Origin of the sequence: Pseudomonas rhodesiae (genome assembly GCF_013285305.1) — a bacterium.
Lineage (GTDB): Bacteria > Pseudomonadota > Gammaproteobacteria > Pseudomonadales > Pseudomonadaceae > Aquipseudomonas > Aquipseudomonas rhodesiae.
The window spans coordinates 2,039,969-2,057,916 of record NZ_CP054205.1 but is presented as its reverse complement, the minus strand read 5'-3'; the positions used below and the strand labels follow the sequence as shown (position 1 = coordinate 2,057,916).

At 54.0% G+C, this 17,948-nt stretch carries 14 protein-coding genes and 2 pseudogenes; 13 read left to right on the top strand and 3 right to left on the bottom strand.

Translation table 11 applies throughout. The features are described from left to right. The first annotated feature begins 86 nt into the window (after positions 1–86). From HRH33_RS09355 to HRH33_RS09345, 3 genes are read left to right on the top strand one after another with little or no spacing between them, the layout of a single operon-like run. The gene (locus HRH33_RS09355; protein WP_094066179.1) at positions 87–1,013 is read left to right on the top strand and encodes an ATP-binding cassette domain-containing protein; all 927 of its coding nucleotides are present in this window, start codon (positions 87–89) and stop codon (positions 1,011–1,013) included. After that, positions 1,010–1,735: an ABC-2 transporter permease gene (locus tag HRH33_RS09350; protein ID WP_123480398.1), complete on the top strand. Its 726-nt coding sequence runs from the start codon at positions 1,010–1,012 to the stop codon at positions 1,733–1,735. The genes HRH33_RS09355 and HRH33_RS09350 overlap by 4 nt, the downstream gene beginning before the upstream one ends. Positions 1,736–1,750: 15 nt before the next feature. Beyond that, complete coding sequence (locus HRH33_RS09345; protein WP_167417604.1) at positions 1,751–3,496, top strand: Gldg family protein; 1,746 nt, start codon at positions 1,751–1,753, stop codon at positions 3,494–3,496. A 4-nt stretch (positions 3,497–3,500) separates the two neighbouring features. On the opposite strand, the gene HRH33_RS09340 is transcribed toward HRH33_RS09345, so the two are convergent. From HRH33_RS09340 to HRH33_RS09330, 3 genes are all read right to left on the bottom strand, one after another. Further along, complete coding sequence (locus HRH33_RS09340) at positions 3,501–3,809, bottom strand: hypothetical protein (RefSeq protein WP_094066176.1); 309 nt, start codon at positions 3,807–3,809, stop codon at positions 3,501–3,503. Between the two features lie 260 nt (positions 3,810–4,069). Next, on the bottom strand, positions 4,070–4,504 hold the full coding sequence (locus tag HRH33_RS09335; protein ID WP_123480400.1) for a DoxX family protein: 435 nt from the start codon (positions 4,502–4,504) through the stop codon (positions 4,070–4,072). A gap of 103 nt (positions 4,505–4,607) precedes the next feature. Then, the gene (locus HRH33_RS09330; RefSeq protein ID WP_167417605.1) at positions 4,608–6,029 is read right to left on the bottom strand and encodes an MltF family protein; all 1,422 of its coding nucleotides are present in this window, start codon (positions 6,027–6,029) and stop codon (positions 4,608–4,610) included. Between the two features lie 234 nt (positions 6,030–6,263). Here HRH33_RS09330 and HRH33_RS09325 point away from each other — a divergent pair, with 234 nt between their 5' ends. The 10 genes and pseudogenes from HRH33_RS09325 to HRH33_RS09280 all read left to right on the top strand — a co-directional run bounded on the left by HRH33_RS09325 (position 6,264) and on the right by HRH33_RS09280 (position 17,938). Continuing rightward, on the top strand, positions 6,264–7,070 hold the full coding sequence (locus HRH33_RS09325; protein ID WP_167417606.1) for a TatD family hydrolase: 807 nt from the start codon (positions 6,264–6,266) through the stop codon (positions 7,068–7,070). Positions 7,071–7,166: 96 nt separating this feature from the next. Then, on the top strand, positions 7,167–8,648 hold the full coding sequence (locus HRH33_RS09320) for a methyl-accepting chemotaxis protein (RefSeq protein WP_167417607.1): 1,482 nt from the start codon (positions 7,167–7,169) through the stop codon (positions 8,646–8,648). Positions 8,649–8,846: 198 nt separating this feature from the next. Then, a pseudogene (locus tag HRH33_RS09315) lies at positions 8,847–13,519 on the top strand (RHS repeat-associated core domain-containing protein). Positions 13,520–13,521: 2 nt separating this feature from the next. Further along, a complete protein-coding gene (locus HRH33_RS09310) occupies positions 13,522–14,154 on the top strand; it encodes a hypothetical protein (protein WP_123480405.1) in 633 nt (210 codons plus the stop codon). Positions 14,155–14,326: 172 nt separating this feature from the next. After that, positions 14,327–14,968 (top strand): hypothetical protein, encoded by a 642-nt coding sequence (locus tag HRH33_RS09305; RefSeq protein ID WP_167416573.1) that lies wholly within the window; start codon positions 14,327–14,329, stop codon positions 14,966–14,968. Between the two features lie 132 nt (positions 14,969–15,100). Beyond that, positions 15,101–15,415, top strand: coding sequence for a hypothetical protein (locus tag HRH33_RS09300; RefSeq protein WP_173603435.1), 315 nt, complete (start codon positions 15,101–15,103; stop codon positions 15,413–15,415). Between the two features lie 177 nt (positions 15,416–15,592). Further along, positions 15,593–15,745, top strand: a pseudogene (locus HRH33_RS26685) (HNH/endonuclease VII fold putative polymorphic toxin); the annotation flags it as partial. Next, positions 15,742–16,518, top strand: a complete 777-nt coding sequence (locus tag HRH33_RS26560) for an Imm50 family immunity protein (RefSeq protein WP_167416572.1) — start codon at positions 15,742–15,744, stop codon at positions 16,516–16,518. The pseudogene HRH33_RS26685 and the gene HRH33_RS26560, both read left to right, overlap by 4 nt. 216 nt (positions 16,519–16,734) lie before the next feature. Beyond that, positions 16,735–17,142: an Imm50 family immunity protein gene (locus tag HRH33_RS09285; protein ID WP_167416571.1), complete on the top strand. Its 408-nt coding sequence runs from the start codon at positions 16,735–16,737 to the stop codon at positions 17,140–17,142. A 475-nt stretch (positions 17,143–17,617) separates the two neighbouring features. Continuing rightward, the gene (locus HRH33_RS09280) at positions 17,618–17,938 is read left to right on the top strand and encodes a hypothetical protein (protein ID WP_167416570.1); all 321 of its coding nucleotides are present in this window, start codon (positions 17,618–17,620) and stop codon (positions 17,936–17,938) included. The last annotated feature ends 10 nt before the right edge of the window (positions 17,939–17,948 follow it).

Here is a 17,948-nt window from a genome sequence, read left to right as displayed (position 1 = left end):
ACTGACCGTCGTTCCCAAGGGCGAGCATTAACCGTACCCTTTTTAAATCCTAGCCCTACGTCATGCCTAACTTATTCGGTAAAAAAATGATCGAAATAAGCAATCTGACTAAAACCCTGAACAAGAAAAATATCATCAGCGATTTTTCATTCAGTGCCCGTCAGCAAGAGTGCCTAGGATTATTTGGGGAGGGGCCTGATGTTAAGACCACGCTTTTGAACTTGCTATCGGGTTCGACACACCCAACCCGCGGTCACATAAACATCGACGGGATCAACGCGCAAATCTATCCACATAAAGCCAAGCAAGTTATCGGCTACCAACGTTTTAAGGACCTCAGTCACCCGACAATGTCCGTTAAAACATTTCTCAACTATATCGCCGCGCTCCGTGGTTACTGCGGAGCCGAAAAACGCGCTCGAGTGGAACAAGCGGTGACACGACTGGATTTGTACCCAGCGCTCAATGCTCCCCTCGACGCGCTCTGCGCATGTACCAAACGTAGGGTGTCCGTCGCCCAGGCCATCCTGCATACGCCTGCACTGCTGCTATTGGACGAGCCGACTGCGGGACTGGCGGCGGATCAGGCACTGTCGCTCAAGGCGCTGATCCGTTCGCTCGCGCAGGAGATGACGGTCATCATCGCCTCTCGTAACAGTGAGGAGTTGGCCGAACTCTGCACGCGAGCCCTGCTCATCGCCGGTGGTCGCCTGGTAGCCGACACCCCTCTGCCCGATTTGCAGCGTAGTTCCCGTCACTTCCAGGCCGTCACCCTCTCAGCCGACACCCCTCTGGACTTACTGGCCCTGGCGGTACTACCCGGCGTCGCCGGCATTGAGGAGCATCGCCACGCGCCTGGCACGGTCACCGTTCTGGCCATGCCCGGGCATGCCATCTATCCACATATACACACGCTCATTGCCAACCGCCGTTGGAAAATCAACACATTGAACCTGGAGCCCGGTCGCGTGAACGATGTGGTTCAGCAACTGAGCCAGGAGAGGTCCCATTGAAGCTGCTGCCGGTTATTTTCAAGCGCCAACTCGCCAACTATGCCTCTTCGCCCGCGACCTATCTCAGCGTTGCGCTGTTTCTAGCCCTGTCCACCATGGCGGGGTTGTATCTTCACCGCTGGGTGGAACAGGACAGTGGTGACCTGCTGGTGTTTTTCCAATGGCACCCCTGGCTCTATCTATTGCTGATACCGGCGTTGACCATACAACTCTGGTCAGATGAGGCCGATCCCGGTTTTGCCGACCTTATGAGCGCATTACCCATCACGGCCGCCGAACGGGTGATCGGCAAGTTCGTCGCCGCCTGGGTCGTGGCGGGCATGGCATTGATCCTCAGCTTCCCTCTGGTCGTGGCCGCCAATTACCTGGGTAGCGCCGATAATGGCCTCATCGCCTCGCAATTCGCGGCGAGCTGGTTATTGGCGGGAAGCTACCTGTCCGTCGGTTGCTTTGTGTGTACGTTGGCACGTCAACGTGTGGTTATTTTTATATTGACGATAAGTTTATTACTGGCAGCCACTGCACTTTCTTCATGGGTAGACGCTCTGGAGCGCCAAGCCCCTATTTGGATTATCGACAGTTTAAGCGCCCTTAACCCACAGTCGAGATTCAGCACAATCGACAATGGAAAGTTTACCCTTCATGACAGTCTTTATTTCGTCAGCATGATCGTCGCCTTCCTCACTGCGTCGATTGTCACACTCAATTACAAACTCCGCTGAGAAGGAAAGCCCTGCATGCGTTCCACTCTGCGCACCGGACTGACACTTGCCGTCATTTTTTTGTTATTTCTTGCATTAAACCTGGTTTGGACCGCCAAACTTCCTGAGCTTCGCTGGGACTTTACGCAACACCAAATCCATACGCTATCGCCACCGACGCAGAATTTGCTTATGTCACTGAAGGCGCCGTTGGACTTGTATTATTTCAATGCACACAACAACCCAAAACGAACCCATGCGTTAAACCGCTACGGCAAGCGCATCGAAGACTTGCTTCGCGAATATGAAAAAACCGCGAAAGGCATGATCAATCTGCACCTGATTGAGCCTGCGCCTTTTTCAGAAGACGCCTACAAAGCCGCTTTATATGGTCTCGATGACCAAACGGGCTTTCTGGGGTTGATCGGCAACCGGGCGGGCCATGGAGCACAACGAATCGGAGCATTCAGCCTCGACCGTGAGCCATTGCTTGAATATGAAATCAACCACCTGATCTACCAGTTGCAGCATCCAGAGCCCCGCACAATCGGGCTGCTCAGCGGGTTGAACATGGGCGAATCCGCAGGGCGCCTGATGGGGGAACTGCAGCGCCACTTCGACCTGATCAATCTGGAACCGGCCCTTGAACAAGTGCCTGCAAGCATCAAGACGTTGATGGTGGTCCAACCCCGCGCACTGCCTTACCGCACGCTGTATGCGATTGAACAATTTACGTTGAGGGGCGGCAGATTACTGATGTTTATCGACCCCATCAGTGAGCACGGTGCTGGTGCCCTGCCCGCCAACTCTCGCCTGGACGAGATGCTCACGGCCTGGGGTATTCAGGTATTTCCCGACAAACTGCTGATCGATCACCTCTATGCGTCCTCGGTGATCACCGGTGCCGGGAAACCAGCCGTACGGCATCCGGCCAGATTGAATCTGCCGCGTGAAGCAATGAGCTCCAGTGACATCAGTAGCTGGAAACTCAAAACGGTGACGGTATCGAGCAGCGGTGCCCTTTCGCCGCGAACGAAAAGTCGCACCACCTTCACCCCTCTCCTGCAAAGCTCCTGGCAGTCTGCATTGCTGGAAACCGACCGATTCGCTTCGGCGCTCAAATTCGATGCGCTGAGCGATGAAATATCCCCACACGTCCAACGCCATACCCTTGCCGCGCGTATCGAAGGCCCGGCCTATTCGGCATTCCCCAATGGTATCAAGGGACAACCACCCGGTTTGCAAAAAGCCGAACGCATCCATGTGGTCGTAGTGGCCGACACCGATTTACTGATGGATGAGGTCGCCAACACGGCACCTGGCGGCAACGCGCAGTTTATTTTGAATACGCTGGATAACTTGTCCGTGCCTGCCCCCCTCGCCAGCCTTCGCCCTCGGATAGTGACGAACAACCCGCCACGAACATTGCACACGATGCGCGATAAGGCCGCACAAGCCTACCGCGAGAAAGCCACCGAGCTGGAGCGACGTCTTCAGCGAACCGAGCAGGAATGGCAACTGTTGACCCCGCCGGCAAACAGCGTCGGAACCCAAGCGGTAGACCCTAATATCCAGCTGCAAGCCCTCAACAAGGAGCGACTGCGCCTGCCTATGGAATTGCATGCGCTGAAAGCCCAGACGTACAAGCCAGTGCACCGTCTGGAGTTAATGATCAAGCTGGGGTTGATCGCTGCGGTGCCTCTGACGCTATGCCTGATAGCCTGGGCCGTGTGGCTGCGTCAGCAGCATCGTCGCTCGCAGCCATACTCGCTGCTCTACTGAATACTTACCGCCGCGCAATCAACCCCTGCCGGGCAATTCGGGTCAAGTGCCGAATCACTTCTTCAGCGTCATCGGCACTGGGGGCCTGGATGACCGCGAGATCGAAGCTGTCATTGGCAAATCGAGCGAGAGAATCGCCGTCTTCGACGAACTGAATCAGGAACGCGGAGGGCCGCCCAGTGCGACGCGGCCAGCCGTCCAGATAACGCAACAGCGTCGGTTGGTGCTTGCCGCCCAGGAGGATTTTCGGATTGCGTTGAGTGAGGTCCGCGGTGATCGGGGCCAGGCGTATCAGAGGACGTAGTGCATTCATCGTGTCGTGTCTCTGCCTCAAAAGTCTGCGGGCAGGTGAGAGGCAACACCGAACCAGCGCTTTAGCGGTATTTCGAAGGTATCTCGCACGGGAGAACACGCTTCTGTCGGGCTGCATCGAGACCCAGTGGCGCCCCGCAATTAGCTGTTTAAATCGGCGCATGGACGGCATCCTAGAGAAGCCGGTGGGGCGGTGTCAAGAATCGCCAGCAACGAAAAGGCCCACGCAAGCGTGGGCCTTTTCAGAGCGTTGCCAGTCAGTCAGTTGGCGATGGCGCGGTCGGCAGAGAGCTTGCCAGCACCTTCCAGCAACACTGCCAGTGCGCCGCCGAGCAACGCCAGGGCGAATTCATAACCGTTGTTGGCCATGAACAGACCGTTATGGATATGCACCGAGAAGATCGCTACCAGCGTCAGGATGGTCAAGCCCAGCGCCGCAGGGCGCACCAGCAAACCAATGATCAGCGCCAGGCCGGCGAAGAACTCAGTACCGCCCGACAGCAGTGCCATCAGCGTACCCGGCGCCAGGCCAATGCTTTCCATCCACTGGGCAGTGCCCGCCAGACCGTAGCCGCCAAACCAGCCAAAGAGTTTTTGCGAACCGTGGGCGGCGAAGATGATGCCGACGACAATACGCAGAATCGTCAGGCCATAACCGGCGCGGGTGGACAGAAGGCTTTTGATCAGTGGGCTCATGGCGTACATCCTTTTTGAAGTAGAGGTTGGTTGGCCGCTATATTAATCAGCTTAAAGGATGATAAAAGCGCAAAAAATGCCTGATTAATATCAATAAAATCGATCACTTCCTTGAGGCAATTTTGGTGGCCGTCGGCTCCAGCGACTCTCGCTCCCTGTCGAACGCCAAATAGTACTTATTGACGCTATTCACATAGCTGACGGCGCTCATCCCGACTTGCTCCATGGCGATGCGTTCCACCTGGAAAAACCACTGATTGGGGTTGAGTCCGCGGCGCCTGGCTTCGGTGCGCATGCCCTGAACGCGCTCGGGGCCCATGTTGTAGGCCGCCAGGACAAACGCCATGCGCTCACGCTCGTTGAGCATGGGGCTGGCGAAGAATTTGCGACGGATCATCGCCAGATACCGCGCGCCGGCCTGCACATTGCTGTCGAGCGTTTCGATATTGTTGACACCCACCCGTTGTGCAGCCGACGGGGTGATCTGCATCAACCCGGTGGGGCCGCCGCTGTTACGCGCGCTCGGATCCAGAGCCGACTCCTTGAACGCCAACGCCGCCAGGTTCAACCAGTCCATGCCCTGCGCCTCAGCGTACTTCTGCAGGACCGGACGCAGTTTCTCCAGACGCTGGCGGTCGATGCGGGCTAGCGGATTACGCACCTGGTAGAGACGACGGTAGATGCGCTGAAACGCCACATCCTGATCCGCCGGGGTTCGATAGGTCTTGAGGAATCGGTCGATACTGGCGCGCAGCATCGACGCATCCTGGCGCACAAACCAAAACTCGTCGCCGGGCGCGGTAATCGCGACCTGCTTGTCGAAGCGCAACTTGGGCAGGATCTTCGACCAGCGCTCGGCAATGGGCTTCTCGACGATGGTCAGGTGGAAAATCCCAGCATGGACCATCTCCAGCACATCCTCCACCGCCAAGCTCGGGTCCACCCACTCCACCGTGATCGGCGGCCGTTTGTGCAGGGCCAGTTTCTGATTGGCCTGGCTGACAGCATCCGCCGCCGCGCTGCCGGTGGTCAGCGCCACGGTACGACCGGACAACTGCTCCAGCTTGGTAAACCGCCGCTCGCCCTTGACCCCCACCAACCACAACGGCACATCGCTGACAATCGGGTCACTGGTGGCGATCTTGTGAGCTGCGTTTATATCCAGCAATTCACCCGGGGCCACCAGATCGCCTTCGCCACGGGCCAGCGCGGCGAGCAACTGATCCTTGGCTTTGGGAATGATCTTGAGATTGATCTGCTGACCATCGCGAGCATGGCCATTGAGGTATTGCTCGAACGCACGCAGGCGATGGTATTCGACACCAATGGCCTGCCCCTGCACTTCGCCGGAACTGTTACGGCTCTGGTTGACCAGTACGCGCAAGGTACGGCTTGAGCGAATCTCCGCCAGATCGCGGACTTTGCTGGGCTTGGTCACCTCCAGCGGCCCTTCCAGTCGCGCGACCGCCGCCACGGGCAGCAGCAGCGTGAGGCATAACATTAATAACGCCGAGGGTCGGATCATCCGCTCTCCGGAAAGAATACTGGTCAACACCCTCGGAAAAACGAGGGGCTGGGAGTCAGAAACAGAGCGCTTTGAGCGCAGGCTTCGCGAGCAACGCAAGCATGGGCAAGGCATTTAGCCATCAGCCATCTCGGTCGCAACGTTCAAAGACAGCTATAAACCGTTGTAGTTCTTGGTTTTTCTTATAAATCTACAGCTCTGATATGCTTTCCGGCCGCAGGCGGAGATAGCACCATGCAGCTCATTGATATCGGCGTCAACCTGACCAATGCCAGTTTCGACGATAAACACCAGGCCGTTCTCGACCGCGCCTATGCCGCCGGCGTGCAGCAATTGGTACTCACCGGCACCAGTGTCGAAGGCAGCGAACAGGCCTTGGAGCTGTGCGTAAAACTCGATCAAAGCAGCCAGCGCCTGTTCAGTACGGCGGGCATTCACCCCCACTCCGCCAGTGACTGGAACGGTGACAGCGCTCAGCGTCTGCGTGCTTTGCTCAGTGAGCCCCGGGTGCGTGCCGTCGGCGAATGCGGGTTGGATTTCAATCGGGATTTCTCCCCGCGCCCGCAACAAGAAAAGGTCCTGGAAGCTCACCTGGCCCTGGCCGCAGAGCTGAAACTGCCAGTGTTCCTACATGAACGTGATGCCAACCAGCGCCTGTTGGAAATCCTCAAGGACTACCGCGACCACCTCACCGCTGCTGTGGTGCATTGCTTCACCGGCGAACGGCAGGCACTGTTCAGCTATCTCGACCTCGATTTGCACATTGGCGTTACCGGTTGGATCTGCGACGAACGCCGTGGGACCCATTTGCACCCGCTCGTCGGAGAAATCCCCCGAGGACGTCTGATGCTGGAGAGCGACGCGCCTTATCTGTTACCACGCACGCTGCGCCCCAAACCGAAAAATGGCCGCAACGAACCAGCCTATCTCGTGGAAGTGCTGCGTGAAGTCGCCCTGCACCGCCAGGAACGCGTAGAGGACCTGGCCCTACACACCACCGCCTGCGCCCGTCGGTTTTTTGGGTTGCCCACTCTGGATTGATGCGGCGCATTGACCCATGTCAAAAGGGTTTTTTATGATAAAGGCACAATACTGGCACCTTGCCAATGCTGCTTTCGCTATCAGAGAAAACCTTCCATGGGTGCCTGGCTTAGCAATATCTCGCTGAAATACAAATTCTGGGCCGTTAACGCGGTCGCCTTTGTCACCACCCTGCTGCTGGTGCTCTATGCCGTGCACCTCGAACAGCAGGCCCGCACCGCGCAATCCTACGCGTCGGCGCAGGCCCAGGCGCAACTGCTCAGCGCCTGGCCGGCCGATAAGGCTTTGCCCAAGGGCGAGATGTGGCTGACGTTCCCGCGCGGCCAAGCCCCACAACTGGCCGACCAGGATCTGTCAGCCCTGAACGGCGCCAGCGGCTGGGTCGAACTCAACCCTATGCCATTGTTCGGTGAGAATGTTGTGGCGGGGGCGCAAGTTGTCGCCCGCGCGGACGGCCAACAAATCGCCGCACTCGCCTACGCCCCCAGCTTCAGCCAGGTGTTCAGCGAACGCTTTACCCAGTACGCCGCAGCGGTGTTGATCCTGATGCTGGCGATGCTGTGCGCCTCGCAGCTGTTGATCCGCTTCCTGCTCAGCCAGCTCAACACCCTCAAGGACGTGATGCTGCATGTGGAGAAAACCGGCGACCTGTCGGCCCGTGTGCCATTGGCATGCAAAGATGAAGTCGGCCAGATGGCCAGCGCGTTCAACGCCATGCAGGCCGGCTACCAGCGGGTAGTCAACACTGTCGCGAGCACCGCCCGGTTGCTCGACGAAGGTGCCGCGCGCCTGGCCAGCAGCATGAACGATGTGCAGCACGGCATGCTCGGCCAGCAAAGCGAAACCGACCAGGCCGCCACCGCGATCAATGAAATGACCGCTACCGTGCACCACATTGCCCAGCACGCCGGCGCTACCCGCGACCTGTCCAAAACCGCCGATACCCTGGCCGGCAGCGGCCGCGAAGTGGTCACCCGCGTGCAACGCTCGATCGCCGGGCTGTCCACTGGCGTGCAGCAAACCGCGGAAATGATCCAGAAACTCGCCGAAGACAGCCAGAAAATCAACGGCGTGGTCAGCGTGATCCACAGCATCGCCGAACAGACCAACCTGCTGGCCCTCAACGCTGCCATTGAGGCCGCCCGCGCCGGTGAAATGGGCCGCGGTTTCGCCGTGGTCGCCGACGAAGTGCGCAACCTGGCCAAACGCGTGCAAAGCTCCACCGACGAAATCACCCGCATGGTTTCGGCCTTGCAGGCCGGCACCCGCGATGCGGTGGACTTTATGCAGGAAAGCTCATTCAAGGCCGACGATTGTGTGCAACAGGCCCAGGACGCCGCCGGCGCCCTTGCCGAAATCACCGACGCCGTGGCGCAGATGCGCGAGAGCAACACTCAGATCGCCGTCGCGGCCGAGCAGCAGAGCCACGTTGCTGAAGAGATGAACCGCGCAGTGGTCAGCATCCGCGACGTGACCGAAAACACCGTGCAACAGACAGTGGGCTCCGCCACCACCAGCAATGACCTGGCCACCTTGGCTGGGGAGTTGAGCAAGGCGATTGGGCAACTGAAGCTGTAAGGCTGTTCAAGCTGTAATCCTATCCCTACAGCAACCCCACGATTTGCCCGCGCTTTTGGCGAAACGTCCTCACCCTGCCGGCGAATAACGCCGACTTCTTTGCTCTGATAATCCCTCCAAAGTCTCTCGCCTGATCATTCAGTGCGAGGGATCGCTGATGCACTCCGCTTTTATGGCCCTGCTCGACAGGGCTGTCTCTTGATTCCGGTCATCGCCAGCTTCGTCCTGGCTCCCATGGACCCCAAGGCGCCAGACATCGAAGGCGTCCTGCGTGATTTTCGCGACTGCCTCAACACCTTCGACGACTGGGCCGAGAGCTTCTGGAGTGGCTCGGCCCTGCAGGTGGAGCAGGTATTTAAAGTCGGCGATGACGTCGGGCTGGTCGAACCGGTTTCTTCAAAAAAGCCCAACGCGGTTGTTGCTCAGTGTGATGCCCAGGGCTCGTTGACCCTGGTGCACCTGTTCGAAAGCACCCGCTTCGTCCCCATCGGCAACACGCCGGTGATGCTTCAAGCCTTGGCCGCCGATGGCAGCGCGATGGGCGCGCCCCAGCATCACACCATCGGCCCCAGCGGCATTCTTGAACTCAAGGAATGCACCCGCGACCAGGCCTACCAGATCACCTTTTATCCCAACGTTTCCCAGGATCACGTCAAGGCGCTGTATGCGTCTTATCAGGCGGTGATCGCGGGGCTGGAAACGGACCTGCGCGATGAATGGGCAAAGACCTTCAAACCCCGCTGGGACGATTTTTCCCACGCCACCGCGCTTGAGCGCAGCGCCATGCAGGGCATGGCGTTTTCAAGTGGCTTGGCCAAGGCGCTGTACAACCTGTGGGACAACGTCACGCAGTTGTATGAGCTGCTATCGGACCTCAAGGCCCACAGCGAAAAGCTGTTGGCCTACATCTCCCAGGCCGAACTCGATGCGCTGCTGGCACTCGGCAGCGACGCGATTGCCCAGGGTTTGCTGGTGCTCAGCGATGAGCCGCTGCTGTTCATTTATCTGGCGGCCATGGTCAGTTGGATGCGCCTGCTACCGCCGCCCGAGATGTACGAACTGGTCGGCGAACTGACCGGGGAAGTGCTGATCAATCTGCTGCTGATCTGGGCCACAGCAGGCATGGGCGTGGCACTGCGCCTGGGTGCTCAGACGCTCAGCAGCATCAAATCCGCGCGGGCGCGAGCGTTGTTGGCGTTGCTCGCCAAGCACCTCAAGGGGCCCAGGCTGGAACCCCATGTCGCAGAGGCCAGGCCATTGCTGCTGGGCAGCGCGCCGACGCCGATCAAAACAGTGCCGGTTGCGCCGTTGAAGGCTGGGGAGCAGGTGGTTACGAACGCGGTGCCGGCGGTTCGTCGCAAGGCTCAACGAACGGTGTTGGTGCGGCAGGAGCCTGTGGATGACGTGCCAGTTTCGGGAAAAAACCCGAACGGCGATGCGGCGGCTTCTGCGGATAAAACCGTCACTAACGGCTGCCCCGTGTCGATGGTCACCGGCGAGGAATTGCTGACCCTGACTGACGGTGTTCTGGATGGGGTGTTGCCGTTCGAGTGGACGCGCCTGTATCGCACCAGTGCGGTGGAAGTCGATGTAGGACTGGGGGTTGGCTGGAGCCATGGGCTGGCGCAGCGGCTGCTGGTTTCAGGCGATTCGGTGGTCTGGACCGACCATGAAAATCGCTCAATTTCCTTTCCAATGCCCACCGTTGCGAGGCCGGCAATCACCAATAGCCTGGCCGAAGCGGCGATCTATCTGGGGGCTTCGCCGGATGAGCTGGTGCTGGCCCAGGCATCGCGGTTCTACCACTTTCGCGACGGTGTGCTGACGGCGATCAGCGATGCGTATGACAACCGCCTGCGAATTTTCCGCGATGTGCTCGGACGTATCGAGCGGGTGGATAACGGGGTGGGTCGCTCGTTGTTTCTGCGCTATGGGAGCGGGCGCATTGTCGCGGTGGACTACCAGATTCAGCGCGCCGAAGGCCGTGGTCCGTATGTCTGGACGACTGAGCAAAACGTCGTTTCCTACGCCTATGACGACCTGGGCCGACTGGTCTCGGCGACCAATGCCGTCGGCGAGAGCGAGGTGTACCGCTACGACGAGCAGCACGTCATTGTGGAACGCGGCCTGGCCGGTGGGGCGAGTTTCTTCTGGGCGTGGGAACGCTCCGGCAAGGCGGCGCGCTGTGCGCGGCACTGGGCCAGCTTCTCGCAGATGGACACGCGCTATGCGTGGGGCGATGACGGCCAAGTCACGGTGCACAACGCCGATGGCAGCCAGGAAATCTATGTCCACGACGACCGTGCGCGATTGGTGCAACGCATCGATCCCGATGGCGCGCAGCACTTCAAATCCTACGACGAAAAAGGCCGGCTGACAGTCGAGCAAGACCCGCTGGGGGCGGTGACGGCGTATCAGTACGACGAAGCCGGACGGCTGGTGGCGCTGTTTCCTGGGGAAGATGAGCCCACTACCTACGAGCATGACCACGGTTTCGTACGCGTGGTGCGCCGGGGTGAGGCGGTCTGGAAATACGAGCGCAATGACCAGGGCGATATCACCCGTAGCCTCGATCCCGACGGTCACGTTACCGACTACAGCTATAACAAACATGGGCAACTGACCGGGGTCTGGTACCCGGATCACAGCTGCCATCGCTTGGTGTGGAATGAGCGCGGGCAACTGGTTGAGGAGCAGTTGCCCAATGGTGGCATCAGGCGCTATCGCTACGACGACCTGGGCCGCGAGGTGGCGCGCGAAGATGAACACGGCGCGCTGACCCAGTACCAGTGGGACGCTGTGGGTCGGCTGACTCGTCTGACCCTGCCAGGCGGTGCCACCCGCGAATACAGCTACAACCCCTACGGAAAAATCACCGCCGAACGCGACGAACTCGGCCACGTCACCCGCTACGACTACGCCGACGGCCTGCACCTGATCAGCCGTCGCCTGAATGCCGATGGCACTCAGGTCCAGTACCGCTATGACAACGCCCGATTACTGCTCACCGAAATCGAAAACGAAGTCGGCGAAACCTACCGACTCGACTACCACCCCAACGGACTGATCCAGCAGGAAATCGGCTTCGACGGCCAACGCACCGCCTACGCCTACGACCTTAACGGCCACCTGCAGGAAAAGACCGAATACGGCGACGATGGTAGTCAGTGGGTGACGCGTTACGAACGCGACCACGCCGGACGCCTCTTACGAAAAACCCTACCCGATGGCCAAACCGTCGATTACACCTACGACCGCCAGGGCAATCTCCTCAGCGTCGACGACGGCCACTGGACGTTGGCCTACGAGTACGACCGCCAAAACCGCCTCACCGCCGAACACCAGGGCTGGGGCACCCTGCGCTATGGCTACGACGCCTGCGGCCAGCTCAAGCACCTGCGCCTGCCGGATAACAACCGCGTAGTGTTCAACCGCGACAAGGGCGGGCACCTTGCGACTGTTGAATTGAATGGCAAAACCCTGACCTCGCACCTATTCAACGCCGGCCTGGAACACCAGCGCCAACAAGGCCAACTGCTCAGCCACTATCACTACGACGACCAACAGCGCCTGCACGCCCACGCCGTCACCCACCAGAGCCACCCGCTGCTGCAGCGCCAATACGACTACGACCGAGCCGGCAACCTCACCCGCCTGCTCGACACCCGCAAAGGCGAACACCACTACCGCTACGACCCGCTGCAACGCCTGACCCGCGCCGACCATTCCCACGACGTGCAGGAACGTTTCGCCCACAACCCGGCCGGCAACCTGCTGATGCAAAACCGCCCCGGCCCCGACATCGTCGCCGGCAACCGCCTGCTGATCCAGGGCGACCGCCACTACACCTACGACGCCTTCGGCAACCTGACCCAGGAACGGCGCGGCAAAGGCCAGCAACTCGTCACGGAATACCGTTATGACAGCCAACACCGGCTGATCGAAATCGCCCAGCCTAACGGCCAAACCGCCCGTTACCGCTACGACCCGTTTGGCCGGCGTATCAGCAAAACCGTCGACGGCATCACCACCGAATTTTTCTGGCAAGGCGACACACTTATCGCCGAACACCAAGCGGGCCGCCACCGCAGCTACCTCTACGAACCCGACAGCTTCCGGCCGCTGGCGCTTTTAGAAGGCTTCGGTCCAAAAGAGACAAAACCCTACCACTACCAACTCGACCACCTCGGCACACCCCAGGAACTCACCCCCCCCCCGAGGGCGATATCGTCTGGTCCGCCCACTACCGCGCCTACGGCGAAATCGCACGCCTCGACGTAGGCAAACTCGATAATCCGCTGCGTTTCCAGGGTCAATACTTCGACGAAGAAAGCGGCCTGCACTACAACCGCCATCGCTACTACAATCCGGATATTGGTCGCTACCTGACGCCGGACCCGGTGAAGTTGGCGGGTGGGATCAATGGGTATCGGTATGTGCCTAACCCTACGGGGTGGGTGGATCCGCTGGGGTTGAACTCTTGTCCTGGCACCGATTGTCAACCGACGCGCAATGCTGATAAGCCGGAACAGCGTGTCAAGATAATTGAAGTCGAGCCAAAGCTACCAAAAGGTGCGGATAGTAAGCTATCCAGAAACGGTGCATTTAAAAGAGCAAAATTAATAGGTAACGTACCAAGACAGCAACATCCCACCAAAACATATAAAGTAAAAATCAAAGATCAAGATCAATACACAGAGGGTCGAATTTATATATTTGAGCTAAACGAGCGCAAAATTGAGATACACGAACACTCTCTCGGCCATAAAAAAGGTAATCTCGGGCCACATTTCAATACAGAAATCAGCATCGAAGAAAAAAAGATACCGTTGAAAAACAACACGGACAACCATTCTTACTTCAAGAGATAGATATGAAATCAGTATTCATTAGAGAAATAGGTATCCATCCATGGGACCAGCCGCATGGGAGCAACGATGAAAACTACACAACAATAACTCTACTTAATCAAAATTACGAAAGCGCCTGGAAAACCTGGTGCGAGTTCAGTTCGCCGCTTACAAAAAAATTCAACACCCTCGTTCACTGGCACACAAGGCTAACCCCTTACCTCAATAAGACTCAAGAGTACGCATCAAAAAAAGAGTTTTCCAAAAAAGCGAAAGCAGGCGATATCTTTAGAAAAAATGAGCTAACAGGAATTTACTCCAAGATAGTACAATTAAATACTGATCCCTTTTGCATAGACCCTATGTGCATGACCGATTATCGAAACTCCATCACAATAATGCAAAAAAACAGCGTAAATCTTGAAAACTTGTGGCAGCAGCTATGTAATCTTACAGACATCTCAAACACTGACGACTTCAAACTAATACTTAGCGAAAAAAGCTCTATCTCCTTTAGATTTTACGATACAGAAACATATGGCGCAGCTCAAGCAATATGCCACTCAGAGCACTTACCTCTTTTAAACAAAATTATTACAGAGATGAAAATTGAAGAGATTTCTCAGAACGACGTTTATGCTTACCTTCATAGTTAAACAATACAAGCAAAAAAATTTAATCCATAACAATCGAAAAGATAAAACCCACCAGGAATAGTTATACAATTAAAGCACCCAACTCATAGCTCATAAAATCAACTTCATCTACCTAAACAAAGCTACCTTAAAAAAACGGTGACAATTCACACCCTTACTTCAAGAGCCAAAAATGACGACTGTATATATAAATGAATATGGAGTAAGACCATGGGAAAGTGCACGCCCAACAAATGACGCCAGATTCACCACTACGACATTGTTAAGCCATAATTTCGAAAGCGCTTGGAGATCATGGTGCTCGGTGGTAGAGCAACTGCCAGAGGACTGGTCAATTAAAAGAGAATGGCATTCAGCGCAGCCGGCTGAATTCAATTCAAAAACCGAAGAGTATCTATTTAAAAAAATACGATCAAAACACTTCAAGACCAAGACTTTTTTTAAAAAAAATGAAAATAGCAATATCTACTCAACAATCAAAAACCTCCCTAACGCCCCCAAAAAAATAGACAATCAGTTCTTTGAAGGCTCGCACAACGTCATTTTAATTATTCAAAAAATAGAAATTGCCATTGAGAATCTATGGTCAGAAATGACCATATTTGAAAAGCATATTACTGCGGAAAAAATCAGCTTATTCTTGGAATCTCAAACCGACATACTGATATGTAGGTTTTACGAAGCTGAAACACATGCCGCAGCTCAATTCATTTACCATACAAACATCGAAAATCAAAAAATTATAGAAGCTTCTAAAATGCGATTTAAAAAGATAGGCATTGAAGATGTCCACTTTCACATAAACACCAAATAGGACCACCACTTCGATTTATACGCTCTCCATTACGAGTTCAACTGACACGCAAAAAGCACCCTATATAACTTCTGACTTAAGTATGTGAGGCATTGCGCCAACGTCCCGTTACCGCTTATACGGAATTTTGATATGAAACATAAGCCCAGACTCTCAATTTTGCGCAGTCTTCTTTTCACATACAACATTGAAAATCTAGACGATCATGAAAGAGAGAATTTTATTACATCAAAAAATGTAAATGATGAAAAAGAACTTTCAGAGCTATTTGATGAACTAACCAAACCCGAATTCGCATCCTATGGATACTTAGAGCGTAAGTGGCATATAGACACCATTGACTACTTTCTGAGGACCGACGAATCTTTTGAATCAATTAAAAAAGGGAGGGCAAAGGCTACAACACTTGCAGAATGGGCATCGACTGTCATGGTATTCAAGACTTGAGCATAAAAAATATTCCTGTTCGGGAAGTATTTTTTTCAAAATCACCAAGGAAAATAACCAGTTCTATTTTCAGGCGACTAACAAGAACGCCTTAATTGAATTCAAAGCTAAATTCATCACACTCGCGGATCCAAACGTTTACATAAACGGGCCCGTTGATTAAGCGGCACTAAATATCTTATTCAAAACCACCCTACTGGCCATAAGCATGGACGGTGCGATAGAGCTGGAGACACCCCATCTCACTTCAACTTACGCCCATTCAAAAAACCGCGAAAAGGCCATATTGCCGGAACAAAAAAACACTATCTCTTCAGGAAACAACAATGAAATATTGGAACGAACTAGATGGAAGCACTCTCCTCAACAAAATTTTTAGCAAGCCTATTAAAATTGGAAAGATAGCACTTTTTTCATTAAGAATTGAAAATGACCAGCCAAGTGTTAACTTGGGCTTCGACATACCTGAATTTCCGGATATCCTGCCAGAAAAATGGAAAAACAAAGGTTACAACACATGCAGAATAGGGATTACCTGCAACGAAATTAGCAATTTAAAAATACACAATCTACCCACCCATGAAATTTTCGCCCTTGAAATCAAAAACGAGAACACTCATTTCAAACTAGAAGCAAAAAGCAAAAGCGCAATAATAACATTCAGTGCCAAATTCGTTTCACTTAACGGCCCTAGCGTTTACATCAATGGTCCGGACGACTACTATTTCGGACCTAAAATGAAATTGAAACCAAGCTTACCGATAATCCAGGGATTGCTCTTCACTTATAGCTTCGAAAACATTAGAGAAGAAGAACGAGAACTGCGAATTAAATCGACAAACGTAAACGACAGCGCAGAGCTCGGAAAATTATTCGATACGTTAACCAAACCTGAGTTCGCCGAATACAAACAGGAAGAGAGAGAATGGCACATCAACACCCTAAAATATTTTTTGAGCACAGACGAAACATTCGAATCGGTATTTTATCTTTTTGATACCTACTTCAAAGACGAAATCACTAATAAACGAAATTTCATGAAAGTGCTTCTAGACCGGCTAATCAAATATAACGAAGAAATCATAGAGCGCGACCAAAAATAATTTAACTCACAACAATATAAAAATAAAACCCACTACCAGGAATAATTATGCAATTAAGCACCCAATTCAAAACTCATAGAATGCAATTCACCTGCCTAAACAAAGCTACAACAAGCACTTCACGCAACCTTTCGCCTTTCACCGAAGAGTATTATTAAGCCTAGGAACGAAAACGTAACTGAAGCCAAAGAACATTACATTTTTTAGGAGTAATCGGTGAAGTACTGGAACGATTTAGATCGAAATATATTTTTGGAAAAAATCTTTAGTAAACCTGTAGAAATTGGCCAGATTGCCCTCTTTTCTATGCAAATAGAAAATGATCGACCTTCTGTGGGACTGGGATTCGACATACCGGAATTTCCTGACACATTACCCAAAAAATGGGAGGGTAAAGGCTACAACACATGCAGAATGGGCATCGACTGTCATGGTATTCAAGACTTGAGCATAAAAAACATTCCTGTTCGGGAAGTATTTTTTGTCAAAATCACCAAGGAAAATAACCAGTTCTATTTTCAAGCGACTAACAAGAACGCTTTAATTGAATTCAAAGCTAAATTCATCACACTCGTGGACCCAAATGTTTACATAAACGGGCCCGATGATTATTTTTTTAGATAGTAATAACTTTTTAATACGTGCCCCCTATGCCCCCCATAGCCAACCCAAATTCGCCGCCCCGCCATACCCCCCGCCTAGTGCCGCGAGCGGGTAGTTCGTTTTCTAACCTGCAACGAGATACTGTGCATCCCTTGCCCGATATGGTTCCAGGCATGCCTCGTCCAATTGCTCCCTTTGCACTGCAACCCGCCGACGTTCTTACGCTTCAAGGTTGGCTGCACATGAGTCCCCTGAAACAGAGCCTTGCTCAGCGTTCACGGATACTGCTTTTTCTTAATGATGGGGTAACGCCCGTTGCCATCTGTGGACAATTACTGATCATTACTACTAACGGCAAACCTTGGAAGGTGATGGAGTATCCTGATAATATCGGAGCAAGCGAGGGAAGCCCGAGTCGCTGGATTCTCATAGAGCTAAGTGCAAACACAATTCACGGCCATCCTATTTCAGAACGTGAGTTCAGGAGATTAACTTAGTGATCTCATTAGATTTTTTACACGGCAAAATTACTTATGATGAGTTTTCATCCCTGCAAAACCTTTGCGCAGAGCATCAACTCCAAAACTTAAAAGAAGATATGCTTCAGGTCGAATATCCTAGCGGTTTCCTGCTTGACGTAGGCTGGTATCCGTCTTTCGATATAGAAGGGTGCTTTCAAGTAAAAATTATTAAGGACTTTGACTGGGACTTCCCCACCCTGAGCCTGACTTCAAAATCAATTGAGAGCATATGCTCACTACTTGATCTTGCGCAAAATAAAATCAATGAAGAATTAAAAAAACAAAATAACCGCTAATTATCCAACA

What these genes read in the sequence shown, in the direction of transcription:
- HRH33_RS09355 (WP_094066179.1), top strand. Translation starts at nt 87, where the DNA reads ATGATCGAAATAAGCAATCTGACTAAAACCCTGAACAAGAAAAATATC.
- HRH33_RS09345 (WP_167417604.1), top strand. Translation starts at nt 1,751, where the DNA reads ATGCGTTCCACTCTGCGCACCGGACTGACACTTGCCGTCATTTTTTTG.
- HRH33_RS09340 (WP_094066176.1), bottom strand. Translation starts at nt 3,809, where the DNA reads ATGAATGCACTACGTCCTCTGATACGCCTGGCCCCGATCACCGCGGAC.
- HRH33_RS09335 (WP_123480400.1), bottom strand. Translation starts at nt 4,504, where the DNA reads ATGAGCCCACTGATCAAAAGCCTTCTGTCCACCCGCGCCGGTTATGGC.
- HRH33_RS09330 (WP_167417605.1), bottom strand. Translation starts at nt 6,029, where the DNA reads ATGATCCGACCCTCGGCGTTATTAATGTTATGCCTCACGCTGCTGCTG.
- HRH33_RS09325 (WP_167417606.1), top strand. Translation starts at nt 6,264, where the DNA reads ATGCAGCTCATTGATATCGGCGTCAACCTGACCAATGCCAGTTTCGAC.
- HRH33_RS09320 (WP_167417607.1), top strand. Translation starts at nt 7,167, where the DNA reads ATGGGTGCCTGGCTTAGCAATATCTCGCTGAAATACAAATTCTGGGCC.
- HRH33_RS09310 (WP_123480405.1), top strand. Translation starts at nt 13,522, where the DNA reads ATGAAATCAGTATTCATTAGAGAAATAGGTATCCATCCATGGGACCAG.
- HRH33_RS09305 (WP_167416573.1), top strand. Translation starts at nt 14,327, where the DNA reads ATGACGACTGTATATATAAATGAATATGGAGTAAGACCATGGGAAAGT.
- HRH33_RS09300 (WP_173603435.1), top strand. Translation starts at nt 15,101, where the DNA reads ATGAAACATAAGCCCAGACTCTCAATTTTGCGCAGTCTTCTTTTCACA.
- HRH33_RS26560 (WP_167416572.1), top strand. Translation starts at nt 15,742, where the DNA reads ATGAAATATTGGAACGAACTAGATGGAAGCACTCTCCTCAACAAAATT.